Origin of the sequence: Pseudomonas sp. CFBP13509, assembly GCF_005233485.1 — a bacterium.
GTDB lineage: Bacteria > Pseudomonadota > Gammaproteobacteria > Pseudomonadales > Pseudomonadaceae > Aquipseudomonas > Aquipseudomonas marginalis.
Genome location: NZ_QGAA01000011.1, coordinates 68,375 through 93,141 on the forward strand (window position 1 = coordinate 68,375; position 24,767 = coordinate 93,141).

20 protein-coding genes are annotated in these 24,767 nt (G+C 60.9%); 16 read left to right on the plus strand and 4 right to left on the minus strand.

Features of this window, described 5'->3' with window-relative positions:
• Nucleotides 1–10 precede the first annotated feature (10 nt).
• The 10 genes from PspCFBP13509_RS19145 to PspCFBP13509_RS19190 are packed head-to-tail and all read left to right on the plus strand — an operon-like array spanning nucleotide 11 to nucleotide 12,999.
• Entirely contained in the window at nucleotides 11–2,437 is a 2,427-nt protein-coding gene (locus tag PspCFBP13509_RS19145; RefSeq protein WP_065927146.1) for an AAA family ATPase, read from the plus strand.
• Nucleotides 2,434–3,966: a sigma-54 interaction domain-containing protein gene (locus PspCFBP13509_RS19150; protein WP_137212511.1), complete on the plus strand. Its 1,533-nt coding sequence runs from the start codon at nucleotides 2,434–2,436 to the stop codon at nucleotides 3,964–3,966. Before PspCFBP13509_RS19145 ends, PspCFBP13509_RS19150 begins: the two co-directional genes overlap by 4 nt.
• Nucleotides 3,967–4,025: 59 nt before the next feature.
• The gene (locus tag PspCFBP13509_RS31785; protein WP_074846997.1) at nucleotides 4,026–4,157 is read left to right on the plus strand and encodes a type VI secretion protein; all 132 of its coding nucleotides are present in this window, start codon (nucleotides 4,026–4,028) and stop codon (nucleotides 4,155–4,157) included.
• Nucleotides 4,158–4,173: 16 nt separating this feature from the next.
• Nucleotides 4,174–5,358: a type VI secretion system-associated FHA domain protein TagH gene (gene tagH / locus PspCFBP13509_RS19160; protein ID WP_065927189.1), complete on the plus strand. Its 1,185-nt coding sequence runs from the start codon at nucleotides 4,174–4,176 to the stop codon at nucleotides 5,356–5,358.
• Nucleotides 5,359–5,363: 5 nt separating this feature from the next.
• Nucleotides 5,364–5,864 (plus strand): type VI secretion system lipoprotein TssJ, encoded by a 501-nt coding sequence (gene tssJ / locus PspCFBP13509_RS19165; protein WP_074846996.1) that lies wholly within the window; start codon nucleotides 5,364–5,366, stop codon nucleotides 5,862–5,864.
• A complete protein-coding gene (tssK, locus tag PspCFBP13509_RS19170; RefSeq protein ID WP_065948209.1) occupies nucleotides 5,851–7,179 on the plus strand; it encodes a type VI secretion system baseplate subunit TssK in 1,329 nt (442 codons plus the stop codon). The genes tssJ and tssK overlap by 14 nt, the downstream gene beginning before the upstream one ends.
• A 5-nt stretch (nucleotides 7,180–7,184) precedes the next feature.
• Nucleotides 7,185–8,048 (plus strand): type IVB secretion system protein IcmH/DotU, encoded by an 864-nt coding sequence (gene icmH, locus PspCFBP13509_RS19175; protein ID WP_137212512.1) that lies wholly within the window; start codon nucleotides 7,185–7,187, stop codon nucleotides 8,046–8,048.
• Between the two features lie 15 nt (nucleotides 8,049–8,063).
• Nucleotides 8,064–11,438 carry a type VI secretion system membrane subunit TssM gene (gene tssM / locus PspCFBP13509_RS19180; RefSeq protein WP_137212513.1) on the plus strand — a complete coding sequence of 1,125 codons (3,375 nt, stop codon included), beginning with the start codon at nucleotides 8,064–8,066 and terminating at the stop codon, nucleotides 11,436–11,438.
• A gap of 5 nt (nucleotides 11,439–11,443) precedes the next feature.
• Nucleotides 11,444–12,160 carry a PP2C family protein-serine/threonine phosphatase gene (locus PspCFBP13509_RS19185; RefSeq protein ID WP_074848182.1) on the plus strand — a complete coding sequence of 239 codons (717 nt, stop codon included), beginning with the start codon at nucleotides 11,444–11,446 and terminating at the stop codon, nucleotides 12,158–12,160.
• Nucleotides 12,157–12,999, plus strand: a complete 843-nt coding sequence (locus PspCFBP13509_RS19190) for a serine/threonine-protein kinase (RefSeq protein ID WP_065927139.1) — start codon at nucleotides 12,157–12,159, stop codon at nucleotides 12,997–12,999. The genes PspCFBP13509_RS19185 and PspCFBP13509_RS19190 overlap by 4 nt, the downstream gene beginning before the upstream one ends.
• Before the next feature lie 8 nt (nucleotides 13,000–13,007).
• On the opposite strand, the gene PspCFBP13509_RS19195 is transcribed toward PspCFBP13509_RS19190, so the two are convergent.
• Nucleotides 13,008–13,337, minus strand: a complete 330-nt coding sequence (locus tag PspCFBP13509_RS19195) for a DUF6388 family protein (RefSeq protein WP_065927138.1) — start codon at nucleotides 13,335–13,337, stop codon at nucleotides 13,008–13,010.
• A 287-nt stretch (nucleotides 13,338–13,624) separates the two neighbouring features.
• Between PspCFBP13509_RS19195 and PspCFBP13509_RS19200 the strand changes: the two genes are divergently transcribed.
• Nucleotides 13,625–15,700, plus strand: coding sequence for an EAL domain-containing protein (locus PspCFBP13509_RS19200; protein WP_137212514.1), 2,076 nt, complete (start codon nucleotides 13,625–13,627; stop codon nucleotides 15,698–15,700).
• Here the strand turns inward: PspCFBP13509_RS19200 and PspCFBP13509_RS19205 are convergent.
• From PspCFBP13509_RS19205 to PspCFBP13509_RS19215, 3 genes are read right to left on the minus strand one after another with little or no spacing between them, the layout of a single operon-like run.
• Nucleotides 15,697–16,530, minus strand: a complete 834-nt coding sequence (locus PspCFBP13509_RS19205) for a metal-dependent hydrolase (protein WP_137212515.1) — start codon at nucleotides 16,528–16,530, stop codon at nucleotides 15,697–15,699. The genes PspCFBP13509_RS19200 and PspCFBP13509_RS19205 overlap by 4 nt on opposite strands.
• Nucleotides 16,531–16,545: 15 nt before the next feature.
• Complete coding sequence (locus PspCFBP13509_RS19210) at nucleotides 16,546–17,436, minus strand: SDR family NAD(P)-dependent oxidoreductase (protein ID WP_065948212.1); 891 nt, start codon at nucleotides 17,434–17,436, stop codon at nucleotides 16,546–16,548.
• On the minus strand, nucleotides 17,433–18,971 hold the full coding sequence (locus PspCFBP13509_RS19215) for a flavin-containing monooxygenase (RefSeq protein WP_137212516.1): 1,539 nt from the start codon (nucleotides 18,969–18,971) through the stop codon (nucleotides 17,433–17,435). Before PspCFBP13509_RS19215 ends, PspCFBP13509_RS19210 begins: the two co-directional genes overlap by 4 nt.
• 275 nt (nucleotides 18,972–19,246) lie before the next feature.
• On the opposite strand from PspCFBP13509_RS19215, the gene PspCFBP13509_RS19220 reads away from it, so the two are divergent.
• The 5 genes from PspCFBP13509_RS19220 (at nucleotide 19,247) to PspCFBP13509_RS19240 (ending at nucleotide 24,637) form a co-directional block, all read left to right on the plus strand.
• Nucleotides 19,247–20,245, plus strand: coding sequence for an alpha/beta fold hydrolase (locus PspCFBP13509_RS19220; RefSeq protein WP_137212517.1), 999 nt, complete (start codon nucleotides 19,247–19,249; stop codon nucleotides 20,243–20,245).
• A 294-nt stretch (nucleotides 20,246–20,539) separates the two neighbouring features.
• A complete protein-coding gene (locus PspCFBP13509_RS19225) occupies nucleotides 20,540–21,820 on the plus strand; it encodes an alkane 1-monooxygenase (RefSeq protein ID WP_065948215.1) in 1,281 nt (426 codons plus the stop codon).
• 117 nt (nucleotides 21,821–21,937) lie between these two features.
• Complete coding sequence (praA, locus tag PspCFBP13509_RS19230; protein WP_065927131.1) at nucleotides 21,938–22,432, plus strand: alkane oxidation protein activator PraA; 495 nt, start codon at nucleotides 21,938–21,940, stop codon at nucleotides 22,430–22,432.
• Nucleotides 22,433–22,556: 124 nt separating this feature from the next.
• Entirely contained in the window at nucleotides 22,557–23,051 is a 495-nt protein-coding gene (gene praB / locus PspCFBP13509_RS19235) for an alkane oxidation protein activator PraB (RefSeq protein ID WP_027608591.1), read from the plus strand.
• 131 nt (nucleotides 23,052–23,182) lie between these two features.
• Nucleotides 23,183–24,637 carry an outer membrane protein transport protein gene (locus tag PspCFBP13509_RS19240; RefSeq protein WP_065927130.1) on the plus strand — a complete coding sequence of 485 codons (1,455 nt, stop codon included), beginning with the start codon at nucleotides 23,183–23,185 and terminating at the stop codon, nucleotides 24,635–24,637.
• The last annotated feature ends 130 nt before the right edge of the window (nucleotides 24,638–24,767 follow it).

Consider the following 24,767-nt stretch of genomic DNA (forward strand, 5'->3'; position numbering starts at 1 on the left):
AACAATGATCATGATGAATGTAGACCTGCAACAGCTGATCCTGACATTGACGCCCGCAGTCCGTCAGGACCTGGAGCGCTCGGCCGAACGTTGCGTGACGCGAGGTGGCAGGGAGGTCCTGGTGGAAGACCTGCTACTGACCCAGCTGGAACGTCCCAGGGGGCTTTTGATACGAGCCTTGGCCGACGCCGGGATCGAGGCGCAGACGCTGCAAGCAACGCTGCAGCCCAAGGGGCAGGCAAGTGCCACGCGTAATCCGGTGTTCGCCCCGGCCCTCGTGCAGTGGTTACAACAGGCGTTGATGGTTGCCCATCTGGAGTTGCGCCAGAGCGTCGTGGACCACGGTGCACTGTTACTGGCGTTGTTGCGCCACCCGCTGCAGCACGCAGGCACCGGCTATCACGCGTTGTTGAGCCGTTTGGATGCACAGCGTATACACGGGTTTGTGCTGGACCAGGGGCCTGACATCTGCCCGGCAGCAGGCGGCGAGTCACTGCTGGCGCGCTTTACCCATGATCTGACACGCCAGGCCCAGGAAGGGCGTATCGACCCGGTGCTGTGTCGCGAGGGTGAGATCCGCCAACTGATCGACATCCTTATGCGGCGGCGCAAGAACAATCCGATCCTTGTCGGCGAGGCCGGGGTGGGCAAGACCGCGGTTGTCGAAGGCCTTGCCCTGCGCATCGCCAGCACGCAGGTGCCGGAGCCACTCAAGGGTGTGCGTGTGCTGACCCTGGACATGGCACTGCTGCAAGCCGGTGCCAGCATCAAGGGCGAGTTCGAGCGGCGTCTCAACGGCGTGATTGACGAGGTGAATGCCGCGCCGACACCGGTGATTCTGTTTATCGATGAAGCGCATACCCTGGTGGGGGCGGGGGCCGGCGATGCCGCCAACCTGCTCAAGCCGGCCCTGGCCCGCGGTGAGTTGCGGACCGTCGCGGCTACGACTTGGGGCGAATACAAGAAATACTTTGAAAAAGACCCGGCCTTGGCGCGGCGTTTCCAGCCTGTGCTGGTTGGCGAGCCCAGCGTTGAACAGGCGACTTCGATCCTGCGCGGGCTGGTTCCGGCCTACGAATCCAGCCATGGCGTGCATATACGTGACGATGCCGTCGTCGCGGCGGCGCAGATGAGCGCCCGCTACCTGGCAGGGCGTCAGTTGCCCGATAAGGCCGTGGATGTGCTGGACACCGCCTGCGCACGTGCGCGCATCAACCAGTTGACGGTGCCCGAGGCATTGGAACGCCTGTGTACCGAACAGGCTGAAGGCTCGCGCCAGCGCGAGGCACTGAATCGAGACAGGGATGCGGGGCTGCCAGTTGATGAGCAGTCTGCGCAAGCGCTGGGCCTGCGCTTGGCGGCTGTCGAGAGCGAACGTCAACATCGGCAGCAGCGCTGGCTTGCACAGCGCGCACTGGAGGAGCCGGTGCGCGTATGCCCTCGCCTGGTGGCAGAGGTCATCAGTACCTGGACGGGCATTCCGGTTGAACAACTGTCCCTTGAGCACAGTGCATCGGTGCTGGGGGTTGCCGATGCGCTGCGGTCGCGCATTCTCGGCCAGGAACCTGCCATACAGGCGCTTGACCGCAACCTGCGCGCGGTGGCTGCCGGACTGAACAAGGCCGATGCGCCGGTCGGTGTGTTTCTGTTGGTGGGCCCAAGTGGTGTGGGCAAGACCGAAACGGCGCTGGCCCTGGGTGATTTGCTGTATGGCGGCGAACGTTTTGTCACCACCCTCAACATGTCGGAGTTTCAGGAAAAACACGCCCTGTCTCGGCTGATTGGCGCACCTCCCGGTTATGTCGGCTATGGAGAGGGCGGGGTGCTGACGGAAGCCGTGCGCCGGCGCCCCTATTCGGTGGTGCTGCTCGACGAAGTCGAAAAGGCCGACCCGGAGGTGTTGAACCTGTTCTATCAGATCTTCGACAAGGGGCTGGTCAATGATGGCGAAGGCCGGGAAATCGATTTTCGCAATACGCTGATCCTGATGACTTCCAACCTGGGCAGCGATTGCATTATCGACTTATGTGCAGGCGGCCGACGACCTGGCACCCAGGTGCTGCAGGACGCAATTCACCCTCTGCTGCGCGACTATTTCAAACCGGCACTGCTCGCCCGCATGCGAGTCGTGCCCTATTACCCGTTGATGGGCGCTGTGTTGCATGACCTGGCAAGACTCAAGCTTGACCGTCTTGGGCGAAGGTTGCAGTCCCGCAAGCTGGCCTTGAGCTATACGACCGAACTGGTCACGCATATGGCTGAGCGGTGCGTCCATAGCGACAGCGGAGCGCGGTACATCGACCAATGGATCGAGATCCACCTGTTGCCGCAGATGGTCGATCGACTGCTTGGGGCGGTGGCGACGGGTGAGCCGCTGTCGCGGGCCCACGCCTGCCTGGATGGTGACGGGCTGCCGATCTGTGAGTTCAGCCAATGATGAACGATGTGCTTGCCCCTTTACCCCAGCCCCTGGCATACGCCGAGACGTTGTTGGCCTGGTTCACCCGAATGGGCATTGAGGGTGACGAGACAACGCTGCCAGGCCTGTGTGTTGCCGCGGCTGCGCAACTGAGTGAATGCGAACTCGGCCAGTTATATTGGCGGGACGAGGTCACGGGTCGGCTCGACTTGATTGCCCAGTATTTGCCTGGCGCATTGCCCCTCGGCGAGGGTGCTTGCGGCGCCGACTTTCAGCATCAGCAACTGTTGCGTCACGTGCTCGGCCATCCCAGCATCCTGAGCGTGGAGAACCTGGACGACAGTGTGTACGAAAGCGGTTTTCTACCCGCGACAGCTACGCCCTGGCACTCGTTGATATGCCTGCCGCTGTTCGGTCGCCACAAGGCCGTTGCCGGTCTATTGCTGTGCGCCAGCCAGCGGCCGAAATTGCTCCTGGACTACGGACCATCGTTAAGCCAACTGGCAAGCTTCGCCTTGAGTCAACTGGCGCTGTTGCGACGTGTGCGTCCGCCGCACAACGGCTCCCAGGCCAGGCCTTGTCTACCCTCGGCGCGTATGAAGTATGGGCTGATCGGCAACAGCGCAGCCATGGAAGAAACCTACCGGCTGATCGGCAAGGTGCTGAATGCGCCCTGCACGGTGCTGCTGCGCGGGGAGACCGGAACCGGCAAGGAGGTGGTGGCACGGGCCATCCATGCTGCCGGGGCGCGCCGTAGCAAAGCCTTTGTGGTGCAGAACTGTGCGGCCTTTCCCGAGGGTCTGCTGGAGAGTGAGCTATTCGGTTATCGCAGGGGCGCCTTTACAGGCGCCGAACGTAACCATGCGGGGCTATTTGACGCCGCCGATGGCGGCACGTTGCTCCTCGACGAAATCGGCGATATGCCGCTGTCACTCCAGGCCAAGCTGCTGCGGGTGTTGCAGGAAGGCGAGGTTCGCCCGTTGGGAGCCGATGCGGCCCATAAGGTCGATGTGCGAATTATCGCAGCGACCCATCGTGATCTGGCTGCAATGGTGGCGGAGGGTAGTTTTCGCGAGGACCTGTACTACCGACTGGCGCAGTTCCCGATCGAATTGCCGGCCTTGCGCGAACGCGACGCAGATGTGCTGCTGTTGGCGCGACAGTTCTCGCAATCGGCCTGCGCTGCGCTGGGGCTCTCGCCGGTGGAGTGGTCTGCTGCGGCCTTGGATCAACTGTCGTGCCACGCTTTTCCCGGGAATGTCCGTGAACTCAAATGTCTGGTGGAGCGCGCGGTACTGCTGTGTGACGACGCAGTGGTGCTGCCTGAACACCTGTCCCTGGCGCCCGGGTCGACCCCTGCAGCCGTCGGCGCGACGTTGCGCCAGCGCCTGGAGCGGGTTGAACGGGTATTCCTGATCGACTGCCTGCACAAGAACCGTGGCAACCGGACCCGTACGGCACGTGAGTTGGGGCTCGCACGCCGCACCCTGCTTTACCGACTTACACGCTTGAACATCCCTGGCGGCGATGTCCGAGGGGGATGCTGAATGGTGCACGTATGGCTTCCACTCTTCGCCGCCGGCCTTACTTTCATTGGAGATACCTGATGCCACTTCGTACTTGGAAAGCCTGGGGGCTTGTCCTGTGCTTGTTGAGCGGCTGCAACGCCAATTACGTTTTTGATGACGCTGACTACCGTCCGCTGGGTGACCCCCAGGCGACACGTCGCAGCGATTGAACAGCGGAGCCTTGTCATGCAACTAGTGTTAGAGGTGTGCAATACCGGAAGCGGTGAGCCTGCATCCTGTAAGACATTCGACGGCGTCGGCGGCGTGATCGGCCGCGGGATCGGCTGTGACTGGGTCATCCCCGACGCCAGTCGCTTGCTCTCCAGTCATCATGGCCTGGTCAGTTACCGGGATGGCCAGTATTTTTTTACCGACATCAGCAGCAATGGCATTGGCGTGTCGGGCAGCGCGGAGCGTTTGTGCAAGGGGCAGGCACGACTGATCAGCGAGGGTGATGTCTACCAACTGGGGCCAGTGGATATCCGTGCACGACTTGTGGCGCCCGGGAGACAAAATGGCCGGCAGATGTTTTTCGGCAACGATACGATTCCGGATGACGCGTTTTTGGTGCTTGACCCCTTGCACGCACTCGATACCGAGCAGGTGCATGGCAGCTCACCCGGGGATCCGGAGGCGCTGAAACTCTCGGCTGCGAGGGCGGCCTGCGCACTGTCCCACTGCCCCCTGGAACGGGATCACTTGATCGTGCCGAGATGGGCCGAGCCAGTAACGGAAGAGGCCTCGACTCAACCCGCCCAGGTGACTGCAGCCAGTCGTGCCCCATTCTGGTCGCAGTTCGCGGACGCGATGGGCGTGCCCCTGGATACGCTCGATACCCAGGCATGCGAAGCCCTGGCGATCAAGGTGGCTGGCCTGTTCAGGCAAACCATCGAAGGGCTGCAGCAGAGTCTGCGTACTCGCGATGAGCTGAACGGCGAGTTGAACCTCGGTTGGACCGTGCCTGCCATTAAGAGTCACAACCCCTTGAAGGATTGCACCGATACCCCGTCTGCCCTGGCCTCACTGTTGGGCCTCGCTGAGCCGGGCCCGCTGCCTGCAGAGGTAGCGGTCGCCCAGGCATTCCGGGAAATGCAAATCCACCAGCTGGCCTTGGTCGTGGCTTGCCGTGCTGCAATACGTGGCGCTGTGGAGGCATTTGCACCAAGCCATCTATTGCTGTGCTTCGAGCGCCAGGACATGCCGGCCAGGTTCTCTACCGATGGAGCCCACTGGCGGGCCTACCAGCGCCATTACCGACACCTTATCGACGAGCAACCCTTGGGCGAGCAGCTGTTGCGTAACGAATTTTCCAAAGCCTACGCGGAGCAGGTGCGCCTGGTCGCCACGCTGCATGCGGCTTATCCGGGATGACTGTCATGTATCGAGCTGCCGTTCTGTCAATGCTGTTTGTACTCGGCTTGCTGACCGGGTGTGCCAGCGTCTCACCGTATTCAACCCTGACCAAGCTGGACCTGGCGTTGAGCGCCAGCGAAGGCGTCAACCGCGATCTTCACGGTCGCCCGTCTCCCATCGTGGTGCGCCTGCTGGAGCTGCGGCACCCGGTGGCTTTCGAAAACGCTGATTTCTTCACCCTCTATAGCCGCGCGGAGCAGGCGCTGCCCAAGGACTGGGTCAACAGCGAGGAGTTGGAGCTGCGCCCCGGTGAGCGGTTGGCGCTGAAGCTCAGTGTCGAACCACAGAGTCGTTATGTCGGGGTGGTGGCTGCCTACCGGGACCTTCCCCATGTGCAATGGCGGCTTGTGCTGCCCGTCGCCCGGCAGCGCCTGACGCGTGTCGAGCTGATGCTCGACGAGTCCGGGGTTCGCGTCGTTACCCCTCAAGCCCGGAGGTCGGAGGATAGACATGCAGGTTCATAAAGTCGTGTGGCAGGAGGGCATGCTGCTGCGCCCCCAACACTTGCAGCACAACGACCGTTACTACCACCAGCAACTCAACCGTACCCGTTTGCTGGGCATTGATGGTTGGGGATTCCTGACCCTTGACGTCGACGTGCAGTACCTCAACCTGGGTAAGGTAGTCGTCAACCAGGCCAGCGGTGTATTTCCCGATGGCAGCTTGTTCGAGCTGAGCAGCGTAATGGAGCCACTGGTGTTGCAGGTTCCTGCCCACACCAGTGGGCAAGCCATTTACCTGGCGTTGCCGTTGGCCATCGGCAATCAGGTTGAAGTGCGCCAGCAGGAGCACAGTGATGTGCTGGCGCGCTACGTAAGCTGCGAAGCGGAGATCACTGATTCGAATGCTGGCTTTGATTCCCTTTGCCGGATCAACTGTGCACGCCCGGACCTGCGATTGCTGTTAGGGGAGCAAACCAGTGACACGTTGCAGGTGAAACTCCAGGTTGCCCGGGTGCTGGATTCGACTCGCGAGGGCGGCGTGCGGCTGGACGCGGATTTCGTACCGGCGTTTATCCATGTGCAGGGCTCAGGCTATGTCGCGTCATGTATCAAGGAAGTGCTGAGTCTGCTGGGCACCCGAGGCGATGCGATCGCCGCGAGGATCCGGGGAGGTGGTGGATCGGAGGGGGCCCAGGTCGGCGATTTCCTGATGCTGCAGCTGATCAATCGAACCGAGTTGGTGTTGCGTCACTTCCTGAGTCAGAGCCAGGTACGTCCGGAGGTGTTGTACAGGCAGTTGTTGTCGATCCTCGGCGAGTTGTCGACGTTCGCCACCGACAACAAACGCGCGCAACTGGAGACTCGTTACCAGCATGGTGAGCAGGGGGCGAGTTTTCGTGGGTTGATGGAAGGCATTCGCACCGTGCTGTCGTTGGTGCTGGAACAACACGCCACTGAGCTCCCGTTGGAGCCGCGACAGTATGGTGTGCTGGTCTGTCCGGTGAGTGATCTCAAACTGCTGGGTAGCGCAACATTCATTCTGGCGGCAACTGCCCAGTGCGATTCGGAGGAGCTGCGCCACCGCCTTCCGGCGCACTTGAAAATCGGCTCCGTGGAGCGCATCCGCGAGCTGGTCAATCTGCATCTGGCCGGCATCAAGGTCAAGCCACTGCCGGTGGCGCCCCGACAGATCCCGTTCCATGCCGGCAAGACCTATTTCATGCTCGAACTCAGTGCCCGTGATATCACGCAGCTGGAGCAATCGGGCGGTTTTGCCTTCCACGCCAGTGGCGAGTTTGCCGAACTCAAACTCAATTTCTGGGCCATCAGGAACTGAATGCCATGACAATGGACAGCGAATACCCGCAGGACGAAAAAACTATCCTGCTTGACCTCGATGGTCGCGCGCCCGCAGGGGCGCCGGTGACGGACTTCCCATCGCCACCGCGCTTCGAACGGTTGGAAGACCGGATGATCTACACCGCCAGCCTGCAAGGGGCACAGAGTTTCAAGATCGGGCCCAACGTCCTGGTGGCCTCCGCCTGGGAACTCTTGTCGCAGGTCGTTCGACTCAAGCGCAGTTCCGGCCGGGAAAGCTTGCAGGCCCTCAATGATCGGTTGTCGTCGGGGATCACGGCGTTTGAAGCGTATGCCTTGCACCAGGGTGCAGAGGACAGGCAGGTCATGTCGGCGCGCTATGTGCTGTGCAGCGTTATTGACGAAGCCGTGGTCACTACCCCGTGGGGCAGTCGCAGTGACTGGTCGAAATCCAGCCTGTTGAGCCGCTTTCACAACGAAACCTTCGGTGGCGAAAAATTCTTCCAACTGCTGGAGCGCTTATCCCGCGACCCCGTCAAGAACCTGGCAATGCTGGAGTTGATGTACCTGTGCCTGTCACTGGGGTTTGAAGGTAAATACCGCGTCATGGAGCGGGGCGGGCCGCAGTTGGAAGCGGTACGAGATGGCTTGTATCGACAGATCCGGCATGTGCGCGGTGAGCGCCCGCCGATGTCTGTGCCCGCTGCCGCAGCACAGGCACCGGGTGCCGGGCTGCGCATCTTTTCCCCTGCCGGGGTCGTCGTCTTCACGCTCGCCTGTTTGCTGGCCATGTACCTGGGCTTTGCCTGGGCATTGGGCAATGAACGCATGGCGGTGCTGCAACCTTTTCAATCTTTGGCGTCGGATCAGACACGGTCGCCGTTGTAACGCTGGGAGCAATGAATGAACGCATTCTTCAAGGGCGTGGGCACGGCGCTGCGCAAGACTTGGGTCTGGAGCCTGTTTGTGGTGTTCGCCAGTGCGTTGCTGGTGTGGTTTTTCGGGCCATTGCTGGCGGTGGACGACCATCGTTTCTGGCAGGGCGCTCCAGCTCGTCTGTTGACCATTAGCGGGTTATTCCTGCTGTGGGGGTTAGCGATGGTCATGGTCGACTCACGCCGTACCGCACGATTGAATCGGCGCGAGCACCAGGAGCGCCACCAACGCAAGGGGTTGATTGACGAAGAGCGGAGGCAGGTGCGGGGGCGTTTCAAGGAGGCGTTGCACACACTGAAAACCTCCCGTCGTTATGGCGAGCGCAATGAGCGTTGGCGCAACGACTTGCCGTGGTATCTGTTGCTCGGCCAGCAGGGCAGCGGCAGAACCTGTCTGCTGGCCGCCTGCGGATCGCAGTTCCCACTGGATCGGGAGGAAGCGATGGCACCGGGCGCAACCCAGTATTTTGATTGGTATCTCGCCGACGAAGCTGTCCTTGTCGAGAGCGCAGGGCGCTACCTGGCCCAACCCGACAGTGCCGTGGATGGGGCCGGTTGGGCGACGTTTCTGGACCAGCTCAGATTGCGGCGCAGGGCTCGCCCGCTCAATGGCGTGGTGGTGACGCTGGCGGTGGAGACGCTGCTTGGCAGCAATGATCGCGACCTGGACCTGCATGCGCGCCACGTGCACACCCGGTTGCAGGACGTACAGCAGATGCTGCATGTGGATGTGCCGATCTATCTGGTATTGACCCAGGCTGACCGGTTGCCGGGCTTTGTCGAGTTCTTTGATGCGTCCCAGGGCGACGGCGCCGAAGCCCTGCTCGGAGAACCCGTGGCAACAGGTCCGGCCGGTACCGCGATCATCCAGGTTCGCGAAGCGTTTGAGGCGTTTCTGCAACGCCTTGGAGCAGAGCTGATTGCGCGTTTGCATCAGGAACGCGATATCGAACGTCGCGGGCTGATGCTCGATTTTCCTCGGCAGGCTGCGCAAATCGGTGAACGTTTGTGCCTGTTTGTGGAGTCTGCGTTCTCCTCTCATCGCTTTCAGCGTATTAACGGATTGCGTGGCTTTTACCTGACGAGTGCGCAGACTGCCGACAGGCGTTCCTACTTCGTCCAGGGCCTGTTCAACCGGGTGATTTTTGCCGAGGCCAATCTCGCCGGGCTGCAGACTCCGGAACGACAGCGTATCCGTCGACACCAAGGGTTGCTGGGGTTGGCCGCCTCCCTGGTCATTGTCGCGGCGGGGTGGCTGTGGGCACACAGTTATTCGATCAATCACCAGCGGCTGGTGCAACTGGCGCAACTGCTCAAGCCACAGCCGCCCGCGTCACCCGGTCTGGACGATACCCTGGTGCTCCTGCGTGTGCTGGACGACCGCCTGGCTGCGACCCAAGTGTTTCCAGCGTTGGCGGATGCCCGTGCGGTGGAGCGGGGCGGCTTGTATCAAGGGGAGGCGAGTCGGCCACTGTTGGTCAGTGCCTATGAAGACTTGCTGCACCAGCAGTTGTTGCCGCTGGTATCTACGATGCTTGAAGAACAGGTACGGGCCAGCCTTGGCGACCGCGAGGGGCTTTTGGACATCCTGCGGGCTTACCTGATGCTCAGTCTTCGCGAGCGGCGCGATAAGGTTTGGCTGGCGCAACGCGTGGCCGTTCATTGGGCTGTGCGCTATGCCGGTGATGCTTCGGTGCAGAAACGATTGAATGCACATTTTGCACGGCTGCTTGAGCGCCCTTTCGCGATGCCCTTGAACGTTGAGCTGGTCGCCGAGGCCCGCCAGGAACTGCGCGGCGAATCGTTGGCGGGCGTGGTCTATCGGGCGCTGCGTGACCAGGCGCGTGACCTTGAGCCCTTGCGCCTGGCCGAGGGGAGGGGGTTCGCAGCGATCGAGCAGCCCATCCCCGGCTTCTATACCCGGCGGTATGTGCAGTATTTCGAAAGGCAGGGCTCTCGGCTGGTGAATGCCATTGCTCAGGACAACTGGGTACTTGGGGAGGACGCAGACCTCAGCAGCCTGGATTTGCGCCAATTGATGCTGGAGCTCGAGCAGCGTTATTTCAGTGAGTACGCCGACACCTGGAGCCAAGCCATCGGCCAGGTGCGCCTGCAGGAAAGTGACAGCCTGAGCCAGCATGCTGACGGGCTTGCCAGCCTGGCGTCAGCGCAGTCGCCGTTGGTGCAGCTGTTGCGACAGGTTCGGGAAAACACACGCCTGCTGTCGACCAACGACCCCCTTGAGGCCTTGAGCCCGCCCGCCGGCGAGCTCGAGACCAGCGCTTCCAGCGTGTTGTCCAGCCCGTTGCATGGGCAGGCAAAGCCTGATTCTGCCCGGCGTGCACTGCAGCGTCGGTTCGAGCACCTGCACCAATTGCTGGACGCGGATCAGAACCCTGGAGCTGAACTGACGCAGGCGTTGCGGCTGCTCGATGAATGGCATCTGCAACTGGCGGCCCTTAACCGCGAAGCTACCCCAGGGCAGGCGGCATTCATGATGGCCAGGCAACGAATGGAAGGGCAGCAGCCATTGCTGGGGAATCTGCGGGATGCTGCCGGGCGCCTGCCGTTGCCGGTCAAGGGGTGGTTTGAAGGCATTGCCGATGACAGTTGGCGGCTGCTGCTCGATGATGCCTATGTGTATATAAATCAGCGTTACCAAAGTGAGGTCTATGGCTTTTACGCCAAGGCGATCCAGCGTCGGTACCCATTCAACCCACGGTCCGAGAGTGATGTTGCCCTTGGCGATTTCCAGGACTTTTTCAAGCCGCGGGGTGGCATGGCGCGCTTTTATGAAAGCTACCTGCGGGCCTTTGTCAGTGCCGAGTCCGGTCGCTATCGTCTACGCGGCCTGGATGGCCGTAGCCTGGCGCTGTCGCGCTCATTGCTGGACCAGCTGACGAAGGCCCAGGTGATTCGCCAGGGGTTTTTTACTGAGGACCAGGGGGAGTGGGCGGTTCGCTTCACGCTGGCCCCCTATAGCCTGGACCAGGCGGTTAGCCGAGCGATCCTGAGCATTGGTGATCAACACCTTGAATACCGCCATGGCCCGATCGTGCCCATGGCTTTCCAGTGGCCAGGCGAGGCGGACGATGGCCGTAGCAGCCTGGTGCTGGAGCGGGGGGCGGAGCGGCCGCTGGGTATGGAAAAAAACGCTGGTCCCTGGTCGTTGTTCCGGTTTTTCGAGCTGATGCAAAGTGAGCCTGGGAGTGGCCGGGGTTCTCGGCTGCTCAAGGCTGAGCTCGCTGGCACGCGTGCCACCTTCCTGCTCAACAGCCATCGCAACCCTGGTCCTTTTCAGATGGCGAACTGGCGCACCTTCCGTTTGCCGGAGCAACTGTGAGGCATGTGCATGCCGATGGGTGCAGCGCCGGGCGAACGGCGCGAGGCAAGACACGCGCGCGCAATGAGGATGCGTTCCTCGACTGCCCCCGGCGCGGTTGTTGGGCGGTAGCGGACGGAATGGGTGGGCATCTGGCTGGGGATTTGGCCAGCCACTGGGTCATCAGCAGCCTGGCTTCGTTGCCCGACCAAGGCAGCTTTGACGAACGGATCGATGCCATACGACGCTGCTTGCGATGGCTCGACCGTCAAATGGGGCAAGCCACGACGGAACAAGCTGCCCACGGCATCATGGGCAGCACCGTGGTTGCGTTGCTGCTGGAGGGTAATCGCGCAGCCTGCATCTGGGTCGGGGACAGCCGTTGCTATCTTTGGCGGGGACGACGTTTGTACCAACTGTCGCGGGACCATTCCCTGTGGCAGCAACTGATGGACAAGCAGCAGTTGAGCCTGGAACAGGCCCTGGCGCATCCGGATGCCAGGGCGCTGACCCGTGCCATTGGTGGTCGGCAGCCATTGAGCCTGGCGGTGCTGGAGTTCATTACCCAACCTGGGGATGTGTTTTTATTGTGCAGCGATGGTTTGTATCAGGGGCTCAGCCATGGCGAGTTGGGCAGCGCCCTGAGTGTGGGGCCGCCCCGCCAGGTAGTGGATCGGTTGTTTTCCGACGTGCTACGGGGGGCGGCCCAGGATGACCTGACGGCCGTGGTAGTCCAGCCATGAGCGAGGTCGCCGGCCCGCCGAAACTGCTTGCGGGGCGCTATCAGCTGGATCGGCTATTGGGCAGCGGTGGCATGGGAGTGGTCTACCGAGCCCGGGATATGCTGCACGAGGCGTTCGGCGAGCCCAACGCGTGGGTGGCTCTCAAGTTGTTGGGCGATACGCTTGCCGAATCTTCCGACGGCCATGTATTGCTGTACAGCGAGTTTGCCCTGACCCGGAGCCTGCGGCACGATCACGTGGTCAGAACGTACGCTTTCGAGGTCGATACTCCGCGTCAGGTTGCGTTCTTCACCATGGAATTGCTGCAGGGCAGGACCCTTGACCGCATCCTCTCGGAGTGCCCGTATGGATTGCCGTGGCGGGAGTTGCAACCCATCGCCCTGCAACTGTTGGATGCACTGGCTTATGCCCACAGGCAGGGCGTTCTGCATGGCGATGTGAAACCGGCCAATATCATGCTGGGCGAGCAGGGAGTGCGGCTGTTCGATTTCGGCCTGGGCCATGCCGAGGCGGAGCAGGCTGCGGGGCTGCCCACCTTGAGTCGCAGTCGCTTTAAGGCTTGGACGCCCGGGTATGCGGCGCCGGAACTGGTGGCCGGGGGAAACATCTCCGCCAGGGCCGACTTGTATGGCGCCGCCTGCGTAATCTATGAGCTCGCCCAGGGACGGCGCCCCGGCGAGCATCAGTCGGATCAGCCATTGTCCAGGCCTCGGCAATTGCCTCGGCGGTGTTGGCCGGCATTGCGTTCTGCGCTGGCCCTGGACCCTGAGTGCCGAACCATTGCCGTCGAGGAGTTGTGCGAAGCGATGAATAGACGACGGCGCTACTGGTTTGTGTAGTGGGCGTGTCAATCAGCCAAATCATGCAGTTGGCAGTATTCGGTCCAACTCAAGCCGGCCATCTGGGCAACTTCCTTGTGTACTTCCAGGCGCCGCGCCTCGAAGTCAGCAGGGGACTGGCTGGTCAGCCTGAGGGTCAGCTCCCAGGCAAACAAACCCTGGCGTTCTGCTTCTGCCTCGAAGGCTTCATGCAGCCGTTCGGCGCGGTACTGTGCCAGGGTTTCACCCTTGGCCTGAGCGGCCAGTGGGTTCAGGGTGTTCAGTTCGGCAGCCACATCGGGATGTTCGTTCAGGAATCGATCCAGCGCGAGCTGGTGGTTATCGCCGGGAGGTGACAAGGGCGTGCTCCAAATCAGGTGGGACCAGGCCTCGGTTTCTGGCGCGAGGCAAGCCGTGTGTGCATAAGCAACACGGATAACGGGTATTGAAGCAGATTCCAGGACCGGTCCAGATCAGAAAATTAAATTATTGGAGATGCCCGGCTTTGACTGTCACTCATTGCTGGAAATTCACCGATACCCATGGCAAAGGACTTTCGCTCCCGGTGCCAGGACGTGTAGCGTTAGCCCCGGTGCTTCCGACCCTGCTTTCCAAGGGCAGCGGGCGATGGGCAGAGGGATGGGTCATGGCGCAAACGCTGTTCAAACTTTTCTTTACCCAGCGCCTGGCCGCTTTGGCCAGTGCCGATTCGTTGCGAGCGATCCGCGAAGGGCTGCTGTGGATCTTGCCGTGCCTGCTGGTGTCGGCGGCCTTTCTGATCCTGTCCGAATGCGCTCGGGTGTTGGGCTGCAGCCCGCAGGTGGTGAGCTTCCTGGCGGGGTTGCACAATCAGATCAGTTCGGTGATCCCGTGGCTGGTGGCCGCCTCCATTGGCTACATGCTGGCGATCCAGCACCGCCTGCCGCAATTGCCGGTGGCGTTCCTGTGCCTGGCCCATGTGGTCTTGGCGACGTTTATCCTGCGGGAATATCCCCGGGCATCGGCCACCTTCCTGCTGTTTATTGCTATTGCCTCGCCGCTGCTGAATGTACCGGCCTTGGCCTGGCTGCACCGTTTTCGCTGGACGCGCCTGGTCAACGAAGACCTGGTGGGGCACAACCTGCGAGGCACGATCAATATGGTGGTGCCAGGGGCCATTACCGCCCTGGCGCTGGTGGCAGCGCTGTCCTTGTTGTTGCAGATACCCTATGTGGCGCAGTTGCAGGGCCCCCAGGTGCTCGATGCGCTGGAATCGCCCTACTGCAGCGGTTTGTTTGTCACCCTGATGAACTCGCTGTTGTGGTTTTTCGGGGTTCACGGCGTCTATGCCATGCAACCGCTGTTTGATGTGCTGGACCAGGCCGTGGTGCTCAACGGCGCCGCGTTGGCAGCGGGCGAGCCAATCAGGTATGTGCTGAACGGTGGCCTGTTGGGCAGCTTTGCCTTTATCGGTGGTTCGGGCGGTGCGTTGTGTTTGTTGATCGCAATCCTGCTGTTTTCCAAGAGCCAGTCCATGCGCCTGGTGGCCGTGGCGAGTTTGCCGCTCTCGCTGTTCAACGTCAGTGAAGTCCTGCTGTTCGGCCTGCCGATCATCCTCAACCCGCGTCTGTTCATTCCGTTTCTACTGGTGCCTGCGCTGAACGCAACGGTGGCGCTTACCGTGGTGCAACTGGGCTGGGTATCCCCGGCGGTGGCCAGCGTCCCGTTTACCGCACCGGTGTTGCTCAATGCCTACCTGAGTACTCATGGCGACCTGGCGGCAGTCGCGCTGCAAGTGACGCTCCTGGGCCTGGGCACGCTGGTGTATGCACCCTATGTGCGCGCGATTCATCGCCAGGCTGCCGAAGGTGGCACGGTGTACCTCAAGTCCCTGGACATGACCTTCCGCGGCCTGGAAGAAAAAGGCCGGCTGCGCGAACTGGACCCGGTCCTGGCTTCCCACAAGGCCCTGGCGCGCCAGGCCAATGAACTGAATCGCATCCAGCAGATCAGCGATTATGAGTTCTATCTTGAATACCAGCCCCAGGTCTCGACCCGCACCGGGCTGTGTACTGGCTGCGAAGCGCTGATGCGCGCCCGCGATGCCCAGGGTACGGTGCATTCACCGTGGGAGTTCCTGCAATGGCTGGCCCAGGCGCGGTTGATGCCGGACGTGGATATGTGGGTGGCATCCCAGGCGATTCGCCAATACCAGAAATGGCAGAAACTCGGCTTTACCCTGCCGATGACCATCAATATTTCCAGCGCCACCCTGACCGACGCCGCCCACGGCGAGCGCCTGGTGGAGATCCTCGCCCAGGCCCATGGCCAGGTATCGGTGGAGATCACCGAAGACGCGCTGGTCAGCGATATCCCTGCCACGCGCCAGAACATCCAGAAACTGCAGGGCATCGGCGCCAAGGTCTATATCGATGATTTCGGCACCGGGTTTTCGGCCTTGAGTTACCTGCACCAGTTCCCGGTGGACTTCATCAAGATCGATCGCAGTTTTGTGGTGGCGCAGCACGATCCCAAGGGCGCCCAGGTCCTGACCGGCATGCTGCGTTTCTGCGAAGCGCTGAACCTGGGCGTGGTGGTGGAGGGCGTTGAGACCGCCGAGCAGTTGGCCTTCTTGAACACCGGCGCCGAGCTGATTATCCAGGGCTGGTATTTCAGCAAGGCACTGCCGGGGGACCAGTTGGAAAGCTTTGTGCGCCAGCGTGCGGCCATGGCGCAGGTCTAGTAGCCGCGTTGGGTTTGTTCGATCTCCTCGACCAAGCGATCGATACCCGCCAGGCGTGCACGGTTGTCGTGATCCCAGGGGTGAAAGCCGGGTTTGAAGTAGTGCAACCACGGCCGCAGCATGCGTGGGAAGACGCCCTTGGGGCCATAAAGAAATTTCAACATGCGCCAGAAGCCTTTGAGGTGCCCACCCGCCTTGCGGTCGGCAATCAACAGCCGCACATGAAAATCCAGCACCACCAGCCAGAAAAACACCGTAGTTGTCAGCATGGTTCCGGTGCGCAGCAGGTAACGCTTGGGCCCGGGTTTGATCACCGTGTTCCACACATCAAAGGCCACGGCCTTGTGTTCGGTCTCTTCCAGGGCGTGCCAATACCACATCTGCTGGTAGCCCCTGAGCGAATCGCCAAAGCGCGACGGGTCACTCAGGAGGATTTCCGCGAGCATCGCCGTGTAGTGCTCAAGGGCAATGGTGATCGCCAGGTTGAACGACGGTGCGAAGTGTTTCTTCTGCAGATCGAGAATGAATTTAAGCCGACGGTCCAGGGTGTGCGCCGGAAGCCCGGCTGCTTGCATCAGGTCGTTATAGGCCACATGTTCGCGGCTGTGCATGGCCTCCTGGCCGATAAATCCCTGGATCTGTTTCTTTAGCGCCGGATCGTCGACGCGTTGGCGGTAGTGACGCACGCTGTCCATGAAAAACAGCTCGCCCTGGGGGAACAGCAGCGACAAGGCATTGAAGAAATGCGTGATGAACGGGCCCTGTTCGTGCCAGTCGGTGATGCGTTCGGCGGGCAGGGCGAAATGGAGGTCGCGGCGGATCGGCAACATGATTCGTGCTCCTGTTCAGAGACGGGGCTCGTCGTTGGTTTCAAACACTGGCCTGCGTTGCTTGGGGGCCATGCGCTTGCTGGCCAGCACCACCAGCGCTTGATAGGCCGCCGGCAGGCAACGGGCGAGCAGGTCGAGGAAATACGCGTCGCGGCCTATCAGCACGCGACGCTTGTTTTTGCGCACGCCTTGCAGGATCACCTTGGCGGCCTGGTCGGCATCGGTGATGAAGAGTTTTTCGAAGTCGGCGCGGGCCTGCTGTTCGCTGTGGATCAGGAAGCCGGTCATGTTCGCGTCGATGCGGCTGCTGCGACAGATATCGGTGCGGATGCCGCCGGGGTGCACGCAGGTGGCCGAGACGCCGCAGCGTTGCAGGTCCAGCTCCTGGCGCAGGGCTTCGGTAAAGCCGCGCACGGCGAATTTGGTCGCGTTGTAACCGCTCATGCCGGGCTGGGCAAACAGGCCGAACACGCTGGACGTGTTGATCACATGGCCGTCGCCGCTGGCCTTGAGGTGCGGCAGGAACGCCTTGGTGCCGTGGACCACGCCCCAGAAGTTGATGCCGACGATCCACTCCAGGTCGGCGTAGTCCACGCCTTCGACCGTACTCGACAGGGCCACGCCGGCGTTGTTGAACACCAGGTTGACCTGGCCATGCTCGGCCACGCAGCGCGCCGCCCAAGCCTCCATGGCCTGGCGGTCGGACACATCCAGGACCTGGGTGGTAATCGTCACCGGCGCCAGGGTTGAGGTCTTGATCAGTGCCAGGGTCTGCTCCAGGCCTTGGGCGTTTTTGTCCGCCAGTGCCAGGTGGCAACCTTCGCGCGCGAGTGCCAGGGCCAATGCACGACCCATGCCGGATGCCGCGCCGGTAATCGCCGCCACGCGGCCGTTGAATGACTTCATGACAGGCTACCTTCTGCGGTGGAATGGGGCGTCGGCATCGGCCGGGTAGGGGCATTGACCGGCCCCAGGCCGGCCACGTAGTCCTTGAGCGCAAACTGCCGGGTCACCTGCTTGAAACGCCAGGTCGAGCCGGGCCACAGGGTGGTGTTCTTGCCGGTGCGTGGGTCGAGGTACCAGCTCTGGCACCCGCCGGTGTTCCAGATGGTGCGTTTGAGCTGGTCTTGCAGGTGCTGGTTGTAGGCGCTCTCCACTGCGGGTTTGACGTCCACCGTGGCGATGCGATGGCGCTGCATCTGCCTGAGCGCGTCGAGGATGTAGGTCACCTGCGCCTCGATCATCAGGATCATCGAGTTATGGCCCAGGCCGGTGTTGGGCCCGATGATCAAAAACAGATTGGGATAGCCTGGCACCGTGGTGCCCTTGTAGGCGTGGGCGCCGTCGCGCCAGGTGTCCATCAGGTCAACGCCGTCGCGACCGATGATGCAGTCGCGGGGCAGCGGGTCGGTGGCCTGGAAACCGGTGCCGAAGATCAGGCAATCGGCCGGGTGCTTGATCCCGTCGGCGGTGATCACGCCGTCGGCTTCGATGCGCAGGATGTTGTCGGTCACCACCTCGACATTGCTGCGCGACAGCGCCGGGTAGTAGTCATTGGAGATCAGCACACGCTTGCAGCCAATGGTGTAGTCCGGCGTCAGGGCCTTGCGCAGGGAAGGGCGCGGCACTTGTTTGCGAAGGTGGCGCAGGGCGACTTTCTGCACCATTTTCATCAGCTGCGGATGCAGCGCAAATCCCAGCACACGGCCTTCCAGTGCCCAGTAGAAGGCGCCACGCACCAGGCGCTGGGTAACAGGCAGGTGTCTGAACAGCCAGCGTTCGAACGCTGAAATCCCGCGGTCGGGCTTGGGCATGATCCACGGTGGAGTGCGCTGGAACAGATCCAGGTGCGCCACCTGCGGCGCAATCTGCGGCACGAACTGGATGGCACTGGCCCCTGTGCCGATCACCGCCACGCGCTTGCCCTTCAAGGCGTATGCGTGATCCCACTGCTGGGAGTGGAAGCGCTTGCCCTTGAAGGTTTCCAGCCCCGGAATCTCCGGCAGCGCCGGGCGTGCCAGGGCGCCCATGCCCGACACCAGCACCCGCGCACTGACGTGGCGGCCATCGCTGAAACTCAACTGCCAGCGTTGTAGCTGTTCATCGAACACCGCGCGCTTTAGGCCCATGCCGAAACGCAGGTAGGGCGCCAATCCGAAGCGCACCGCGCAGTCTTCCAGGTAGGCGCGGATTTCCGCTTGCGGCGCGAACTGCCGAGTCCAGTCCGGGTTGGGTGCAAAGGAAAACGAATACACGTGGGACTGCACATCGCAGGCGCAACCGGGGTAATGGTTGTCCCGCCAGGTGCCGCCGAGGGTGTCGGCCTGCTCGGCGATAAAGAAGTCGGTGAGCCCCGCTTCCTTGAGTTTGATGGCCATGCACAGGCCGGCAAAACCCGAACCGATGATGGCGATGTCGATGGAATCACTGTGGGCATTCATAGGCGGTCCTTCATGGGCATCGGATGTGCTCCTGTTTTTGTTGTGTCTTTTAGATAGAACACCATTGCAAAGAAAAATTGAATTAATTATTTTAAAAAAGATTTTAAATAATCTACCTGAAAATAGCGCCTACGCTAGGACCTTGTGCCTTATGTGCGACTTGTCCGACGGACGAGCGTGGTACGCACGCCGTTCAGGTCCAGGGTGTGGACGTTGGCCGAGGCCTTGATCAATTCCGGTCAGGTCGCCGGTCACAGGGAAGCCGAGGACGAGCTATGGCTGTGCAATGGGTGACTGCTGCAGGTGTGCTGGTGGGGGCAAGTGCGGTGCTATGGGGTTTCAGCGCCTGGATGACACGGCGCATCGAAGCCGCTGTTCCGATCAACGGGCGCTTCGTGGAGGTGAATGGCGAGCGCTTTCATTATGTGGAAGAGGGCGAGGGCCCGCCCCTGGTGATGATTCACGGGCTGATGGGCAGCAGTCGCAACCTGACCTATGCCTTGTCCCGCCAGTTGCGTGAGCACTTTCGGGTGATCACCCTCGACCGTCCCGGGTCGGGGTATTCCACGCGGCATAAAGGTACCGCTGCGGACTTGCCGGCCCAGGCGCGGCAAGTCGCGGCCTTCATCAACCAGCTTGGCCTGGACAAACCCTTGGTGCTCGGGCATTCCCTCGGCGGCGCGATTTCCCTGGCCTTGGCCCTCGATCATCCTGAGGCTGTATCGGGCCTGGTGCTGGTGGCACCGTTGACCCATCCCCAACCCAGGTTGCCGCTGGTGTTCTGGTCGCTGGCGGTGCGACCGGCGTGGTTGCGACGTTTTGTGGCCAATACCCTCACCGTGCCCATGGGCCTGTTGACTCGACGTTCGGTGGTCAAGGGCGTGTTTGCGCCGGACGCCGCTCCCGAGGATTTCGCCACCCGGGGCGGCGGCTTGCTGGGTATGCGCCCCGACAACTTTTACGCCGCCTCCAGCGAGATTGCGCTGGTCAACGACTGCCTGCCCGGGATGGTCAAGCGCTACCCCCAACTGGCCCTGCCCATCGGCCTGATCTATGGCGCGCAGGACAAGGTGCTGGACTACCGCCGGCATGGCCAGGCCCTCGCCGATAAAGTGCCCGGCCTCAAGCTGCAAGTGGTGGAAGGGCGCGGCCACATGCTGCCGATCACCGCCACGGCGCGGGTGGTCGAGGCCGTGCTGCACGTGGCCAAGCGCGTGCGCCCGGTGGAAACGGCCACGGTCCTGCATCCGCCCTTTGCCTTGGCGAACAAATAATCGTGGCCCTCATCGCCGGGTCGAACGTCGCAAATGCCTGCCCTAGAGACCTGACCAAACAGCTGAAAAACAGACTGTCCAGTCACGTAAAAAAGGCCTCGAAAAAGTAGTTGACGACCTAACGATTCCGCGCTATTTATTTAAAAAAATATTTCAATATTTATTTTGAAATGATTTTTGAAATGCCTAAGAGCGAATAAAAATGAAAAAAACGTCTTTTATCGCATGGTTGATTTCCCGGAGCACCCAGCGCTCCCTGAACCTGTTTTCCGCCTGCCTGCCAAGGAGGCTGCCATGAACCGGACTCTGGCAGCGCCAAGCGTTTGGACCGACGGCAAGCGCCACCTGTGGTGGTTGGGCATCCTGCCATTGGCCACCCCTCTGTTGTCCGGCGCACTCGCCATTGCCACCGGCATCCAGCAACTGTGGTGGATCGGCGTACTGGTGATCTTTGGCCTGATCCCCCTGATCGACGGGCTGCTCGGCGAAGACATCAGTAACCCGCCCGAATCCGCCGTCAACCACCTGGAATCCCAACGCTACTACCGCTGGATCGTCTACACCGGTGTGCTGTTCGTCATCTCGTCGGTGGTGATTACCGGATGGCTGGCCGCCGGCGGCATCGACTGGATCATCCGGGGCGGCCTGCTGCACGCTACCGCCAACCTTGAACCTTCCAGCTGGCTGGCCAACGCCGCCGGTTACATCACTGAGCGTGCGCAACTGCATGGCCAGCCAAGCTGGTTTACCTACCTGGGCATGGCCATGTCCACGGGGGCTGCCACCGGTATCGCGATCAACACGGCCCATGAACTGGGGCACAAGCCCAATGCCCTGGAAGTGTTCCTCGCCAAGGTCACCCTGGCGCCGACCTTCTACGGGCACTTCTACACCGAACACAATCGTGGCCATCACGTACGTGTTGCCACGCCGGAGGACCCCGCCAGCTCGCGGCTGGGCGAGAGCTTCTGGGCTTTCCTGCCGCGTTCGGTGTGGTTCAGCGCACACTCGGCCTGGAACCTGGAGCGCGAGCGCCTGCGCAAACTCGGCCTGCCGGCCTGGCATTGGAAAAACGCTGTGCTCAGTGCCTGGATGTACAGCGTGGTGTTGTGGGGCGCGATGATTGCCTGGCTCGGGGCAGCGGTGATTCCGTTCCTGGTTATCCAGGGCATCTACGGCTTCTCGTTGCTGGAAGTGGTGAACTATGTAGAGCACTACGGCCTTAAACGCCAGAAGTTGCCCAACGGTCGTTATGAACGGTGTTCGCCTCGGCACTCCTGGAACAGTAATCGGATTGTCACCAATATCTTTCTGTTCCAACTGCAGCGGCACTCCGATCATCACGCCAACCCGACGCGCAGTTATCAGTCGTTGCGCCACTTCGATGAGTCGCCGCAACTGCCTTATGGTTACGCGAGCATGATTGTCTGGGCGTATGTACCGTACTTGTGGCGGCGGCGCATGGATCATCGAGTCCTTAATCATTATGCCGGGGATATCACCCTGACCAATCTTCAACCTTCACAGCGTTTGAAGTACCTGGAGAAGTACAGCGGCAGTGCCAAGCCGTTTTGATCTGAAGTAACACTTAGTTTTGTTGTGTGCTCGGGGCCTGATTGCCGCGCAGGATTTTATCGCCCCGAGAAAGTGCTTTGACCCGAAAAAAAATAATGAAAGGGAAGGACGTACACCATGCAAACACCTGCCAAGTTCACCACCCATATCGTATTGGCCGTGCTGGGCCTGATCACCTATCACCAGGCCCAGGCCGCGCGTATCGAACCGGCGGGCAGCGCCTTTACCGCCCAGGGCCCGATCAGCTTCTCCAAAGGCGCGCTGATCAGCGCCGATTGCACCATCAAGGTGGCCGGCAAGGTCGCTGCGGACGGTTCCTCGGTCAATGTCGACAAAGTCGAATTCGACGGCGGCCTCAAGTGCAGTCGCGTCGAAGCCATCAACTTGCCGTGGATCCTGGTCGCCAAAGATACCAGGAGCGGTTCCATGTCGAAGATCAGTGTCGATGTTCACGCTTTCGGCCTGGGCGGCAAGTGCGGGCCTTCCACCGCCGATGGCACCTGGGATAACGCCACCGGCAAGTTGGAAGCCGCCAATGTACCGATTGGCGAAGACTGCAAGATCAAGACGGTGTCGATCAAGATGCCGCCGAACTTCAAAGTTGTTGAGTAACGTGCTTCGGTAATTGAATTGAAATTTGGCTGGAAAGGGAAGTTCTGCAGTTTCACCGTGACCTCTCGTTCATGGCCATTACCCCCCTGGCGAAATGACTCGCCATAACATGTGAGGAAAAACAATGAAAAGCTTGAAAACCCTCGTATCGTTGTCTGCTTTGGCTGTTTGCATGGGTGCTGCGTCGATGGCCAATGCCTATAGCATCACCCCGGTGAACTCGAGCTTCACTGCGCCAGGCACCATTTCGGTGAAGTCGCCATCGTCGTTCCAGGCCACTGTTAACTGCGGCGCAACTTTTACCGGGAACGTCGATGCCAGCGGTGTGGCAAAAATCACCGGTGTGGCGGTGACCGGCGGTGGTCTTTGTGCGCTGCCGAAAATCACCGGTCTGCCATGGACCTTGACCGCCACCGGTGCCGCTGCGGGCTCGGTCAGCAACGTTGGTTACACCATCGCCGCGTCGGTTCTGTATCCGGCGTCCAATTGCGGTCCGTCCACCATCACCGTGGGCTACAGCGGTGGTGTACTGACCGCCTCCAACCAGACCCTGAGTGGTAGCTGCACCGTGGTGAGCCTCAGCGTTACCCCAAGCCCGACATTTACCATCGTGCCTTGATGGGCAACTGACACACCGGGCTGATCACCTGTTGAAAGACTGGCGCCTCGATCGGGCGCCAGTTTGTGAACTGCCGGAAGCAAAACGAACCGGCGGGGCCGGCTCAGAGAAATAACAATAAGGAGTGCCGCATGAATAATAAGAAACAACACGTGCAGGTTTTGCTGGGGCTGGCACTGATAGGCGGGGCGATGGTGAACGCGCCTGCACAGGCCGGCGGTTTTTCAACACCGACCTACGGCGCACCCGGTTGGGGCCGGGCATTTGCCGGTGGCTCGTTGTTCAAGAACGATCCCAGTTCCGCGTACAACAACCCGGCGGCCATGGCGTTTGTCGAACACAACGTGGCGCAATTTACCGTCGACTACGCCCGCATCAAGATCAAGTACAAAGGTGACGCCTCTGATTATGCAGGCAACCCGATTTCCAATACGCCCTTGGACGCCAATGGTTTTCCCGACGTCGCATCGACCACGGTGAATAACAACGACGGCGGCCAAGGCGGGTTCACTGCCTGGTTGCCAACCGGTTTCATGGTCATGCCCCTGGGGGATCGGTTCGCTTTCGGCCTGAGCCAGGTAGTGCCGCAGGGTATGCGCTCCACTTGGGATCAGGACTCGAAACTGCGCGACTTTGCAGTGGACACCAAAATTGAAACCGTAGGATTGACCGGATCCCTGTCCTTTAAGGTGAATGATCAATTTTCTATCGGCGGTGGCGTGATCGTGCAACACAGCAAGGGCTTCGTCAGTCAAAACGTGGACTTGTTGTCTGCCGCCGCGGTGTCCGATTCCGTGCTGGGCGGGATCAATTTTCCGTCTGATGTCGGCAGTGCCTTGATGCGTGTGAAGGTCGACAACATTTCAGCGGGCTGGTTTACCGGCATTGTTTGGAAACCCACGGAGCGAGACACCCTTGGCTTGAATTACCACGCCAAGATCAAGAACAAGATGACCGGCAAATATAATATTTACGCCGATCAGTTTTCCTACAACCTGATGACCCAGCCAAGTCCGTTTGGCGGTAGCGGTACGTTGGTGAATACCGCTTATCCAGGGTTAGAGCTGGCACCGGACGGCGCCCATGCCAGTGTCCAACTGGACATTCCTGCCACGGCCGGCCTGGACTGGGTACACCAGTTCAACGATCGCTTCACGATGGGGGCCAGTGTGACCTGGACTGAGTGGTCCTCTTTCAAAGACCTGACGCTCGAGTCCGGTGGCACCACCATTGTGTCCATTCCCTACAACTACAAGAACACCTGGATGTACTCCCTCGGCGGTGACTACCGCTTGACCGATGAGTTGACCTTGCGTGCAGGTGTAGCCCTTGACCAGACACCTACACGCAATTCGACCCGCGACCCGCGAATCCCGGATGGCGACCGTACATTCCTGTCGTTGGGGGCTGGTTACGATGTGAAAGCAATCAAGGGCCTCAGTCTTGACTTGGCCTATTCCCACCAGTTCGTGCAAGAGGTCAAGCTCAAGACTCAAAACGTCGATCGCCTGGGTGGCGCAAGCCTGAATGGCAAGGCGGAGTCGTCGGGCGATGTGGTGAGCGTGTCGGCCACCTACGCGTTCTGATATTTCATAGAGGGTGATGGAAAAGGCACCAAGCGCATCTTGATGCCTTCACCCTCATTCCACGTCAACAGTTCCTTGAGTATTGGCATTCCAGGCTGATTCATTCAGCCGCTATTTTTTCGTCCAGGTA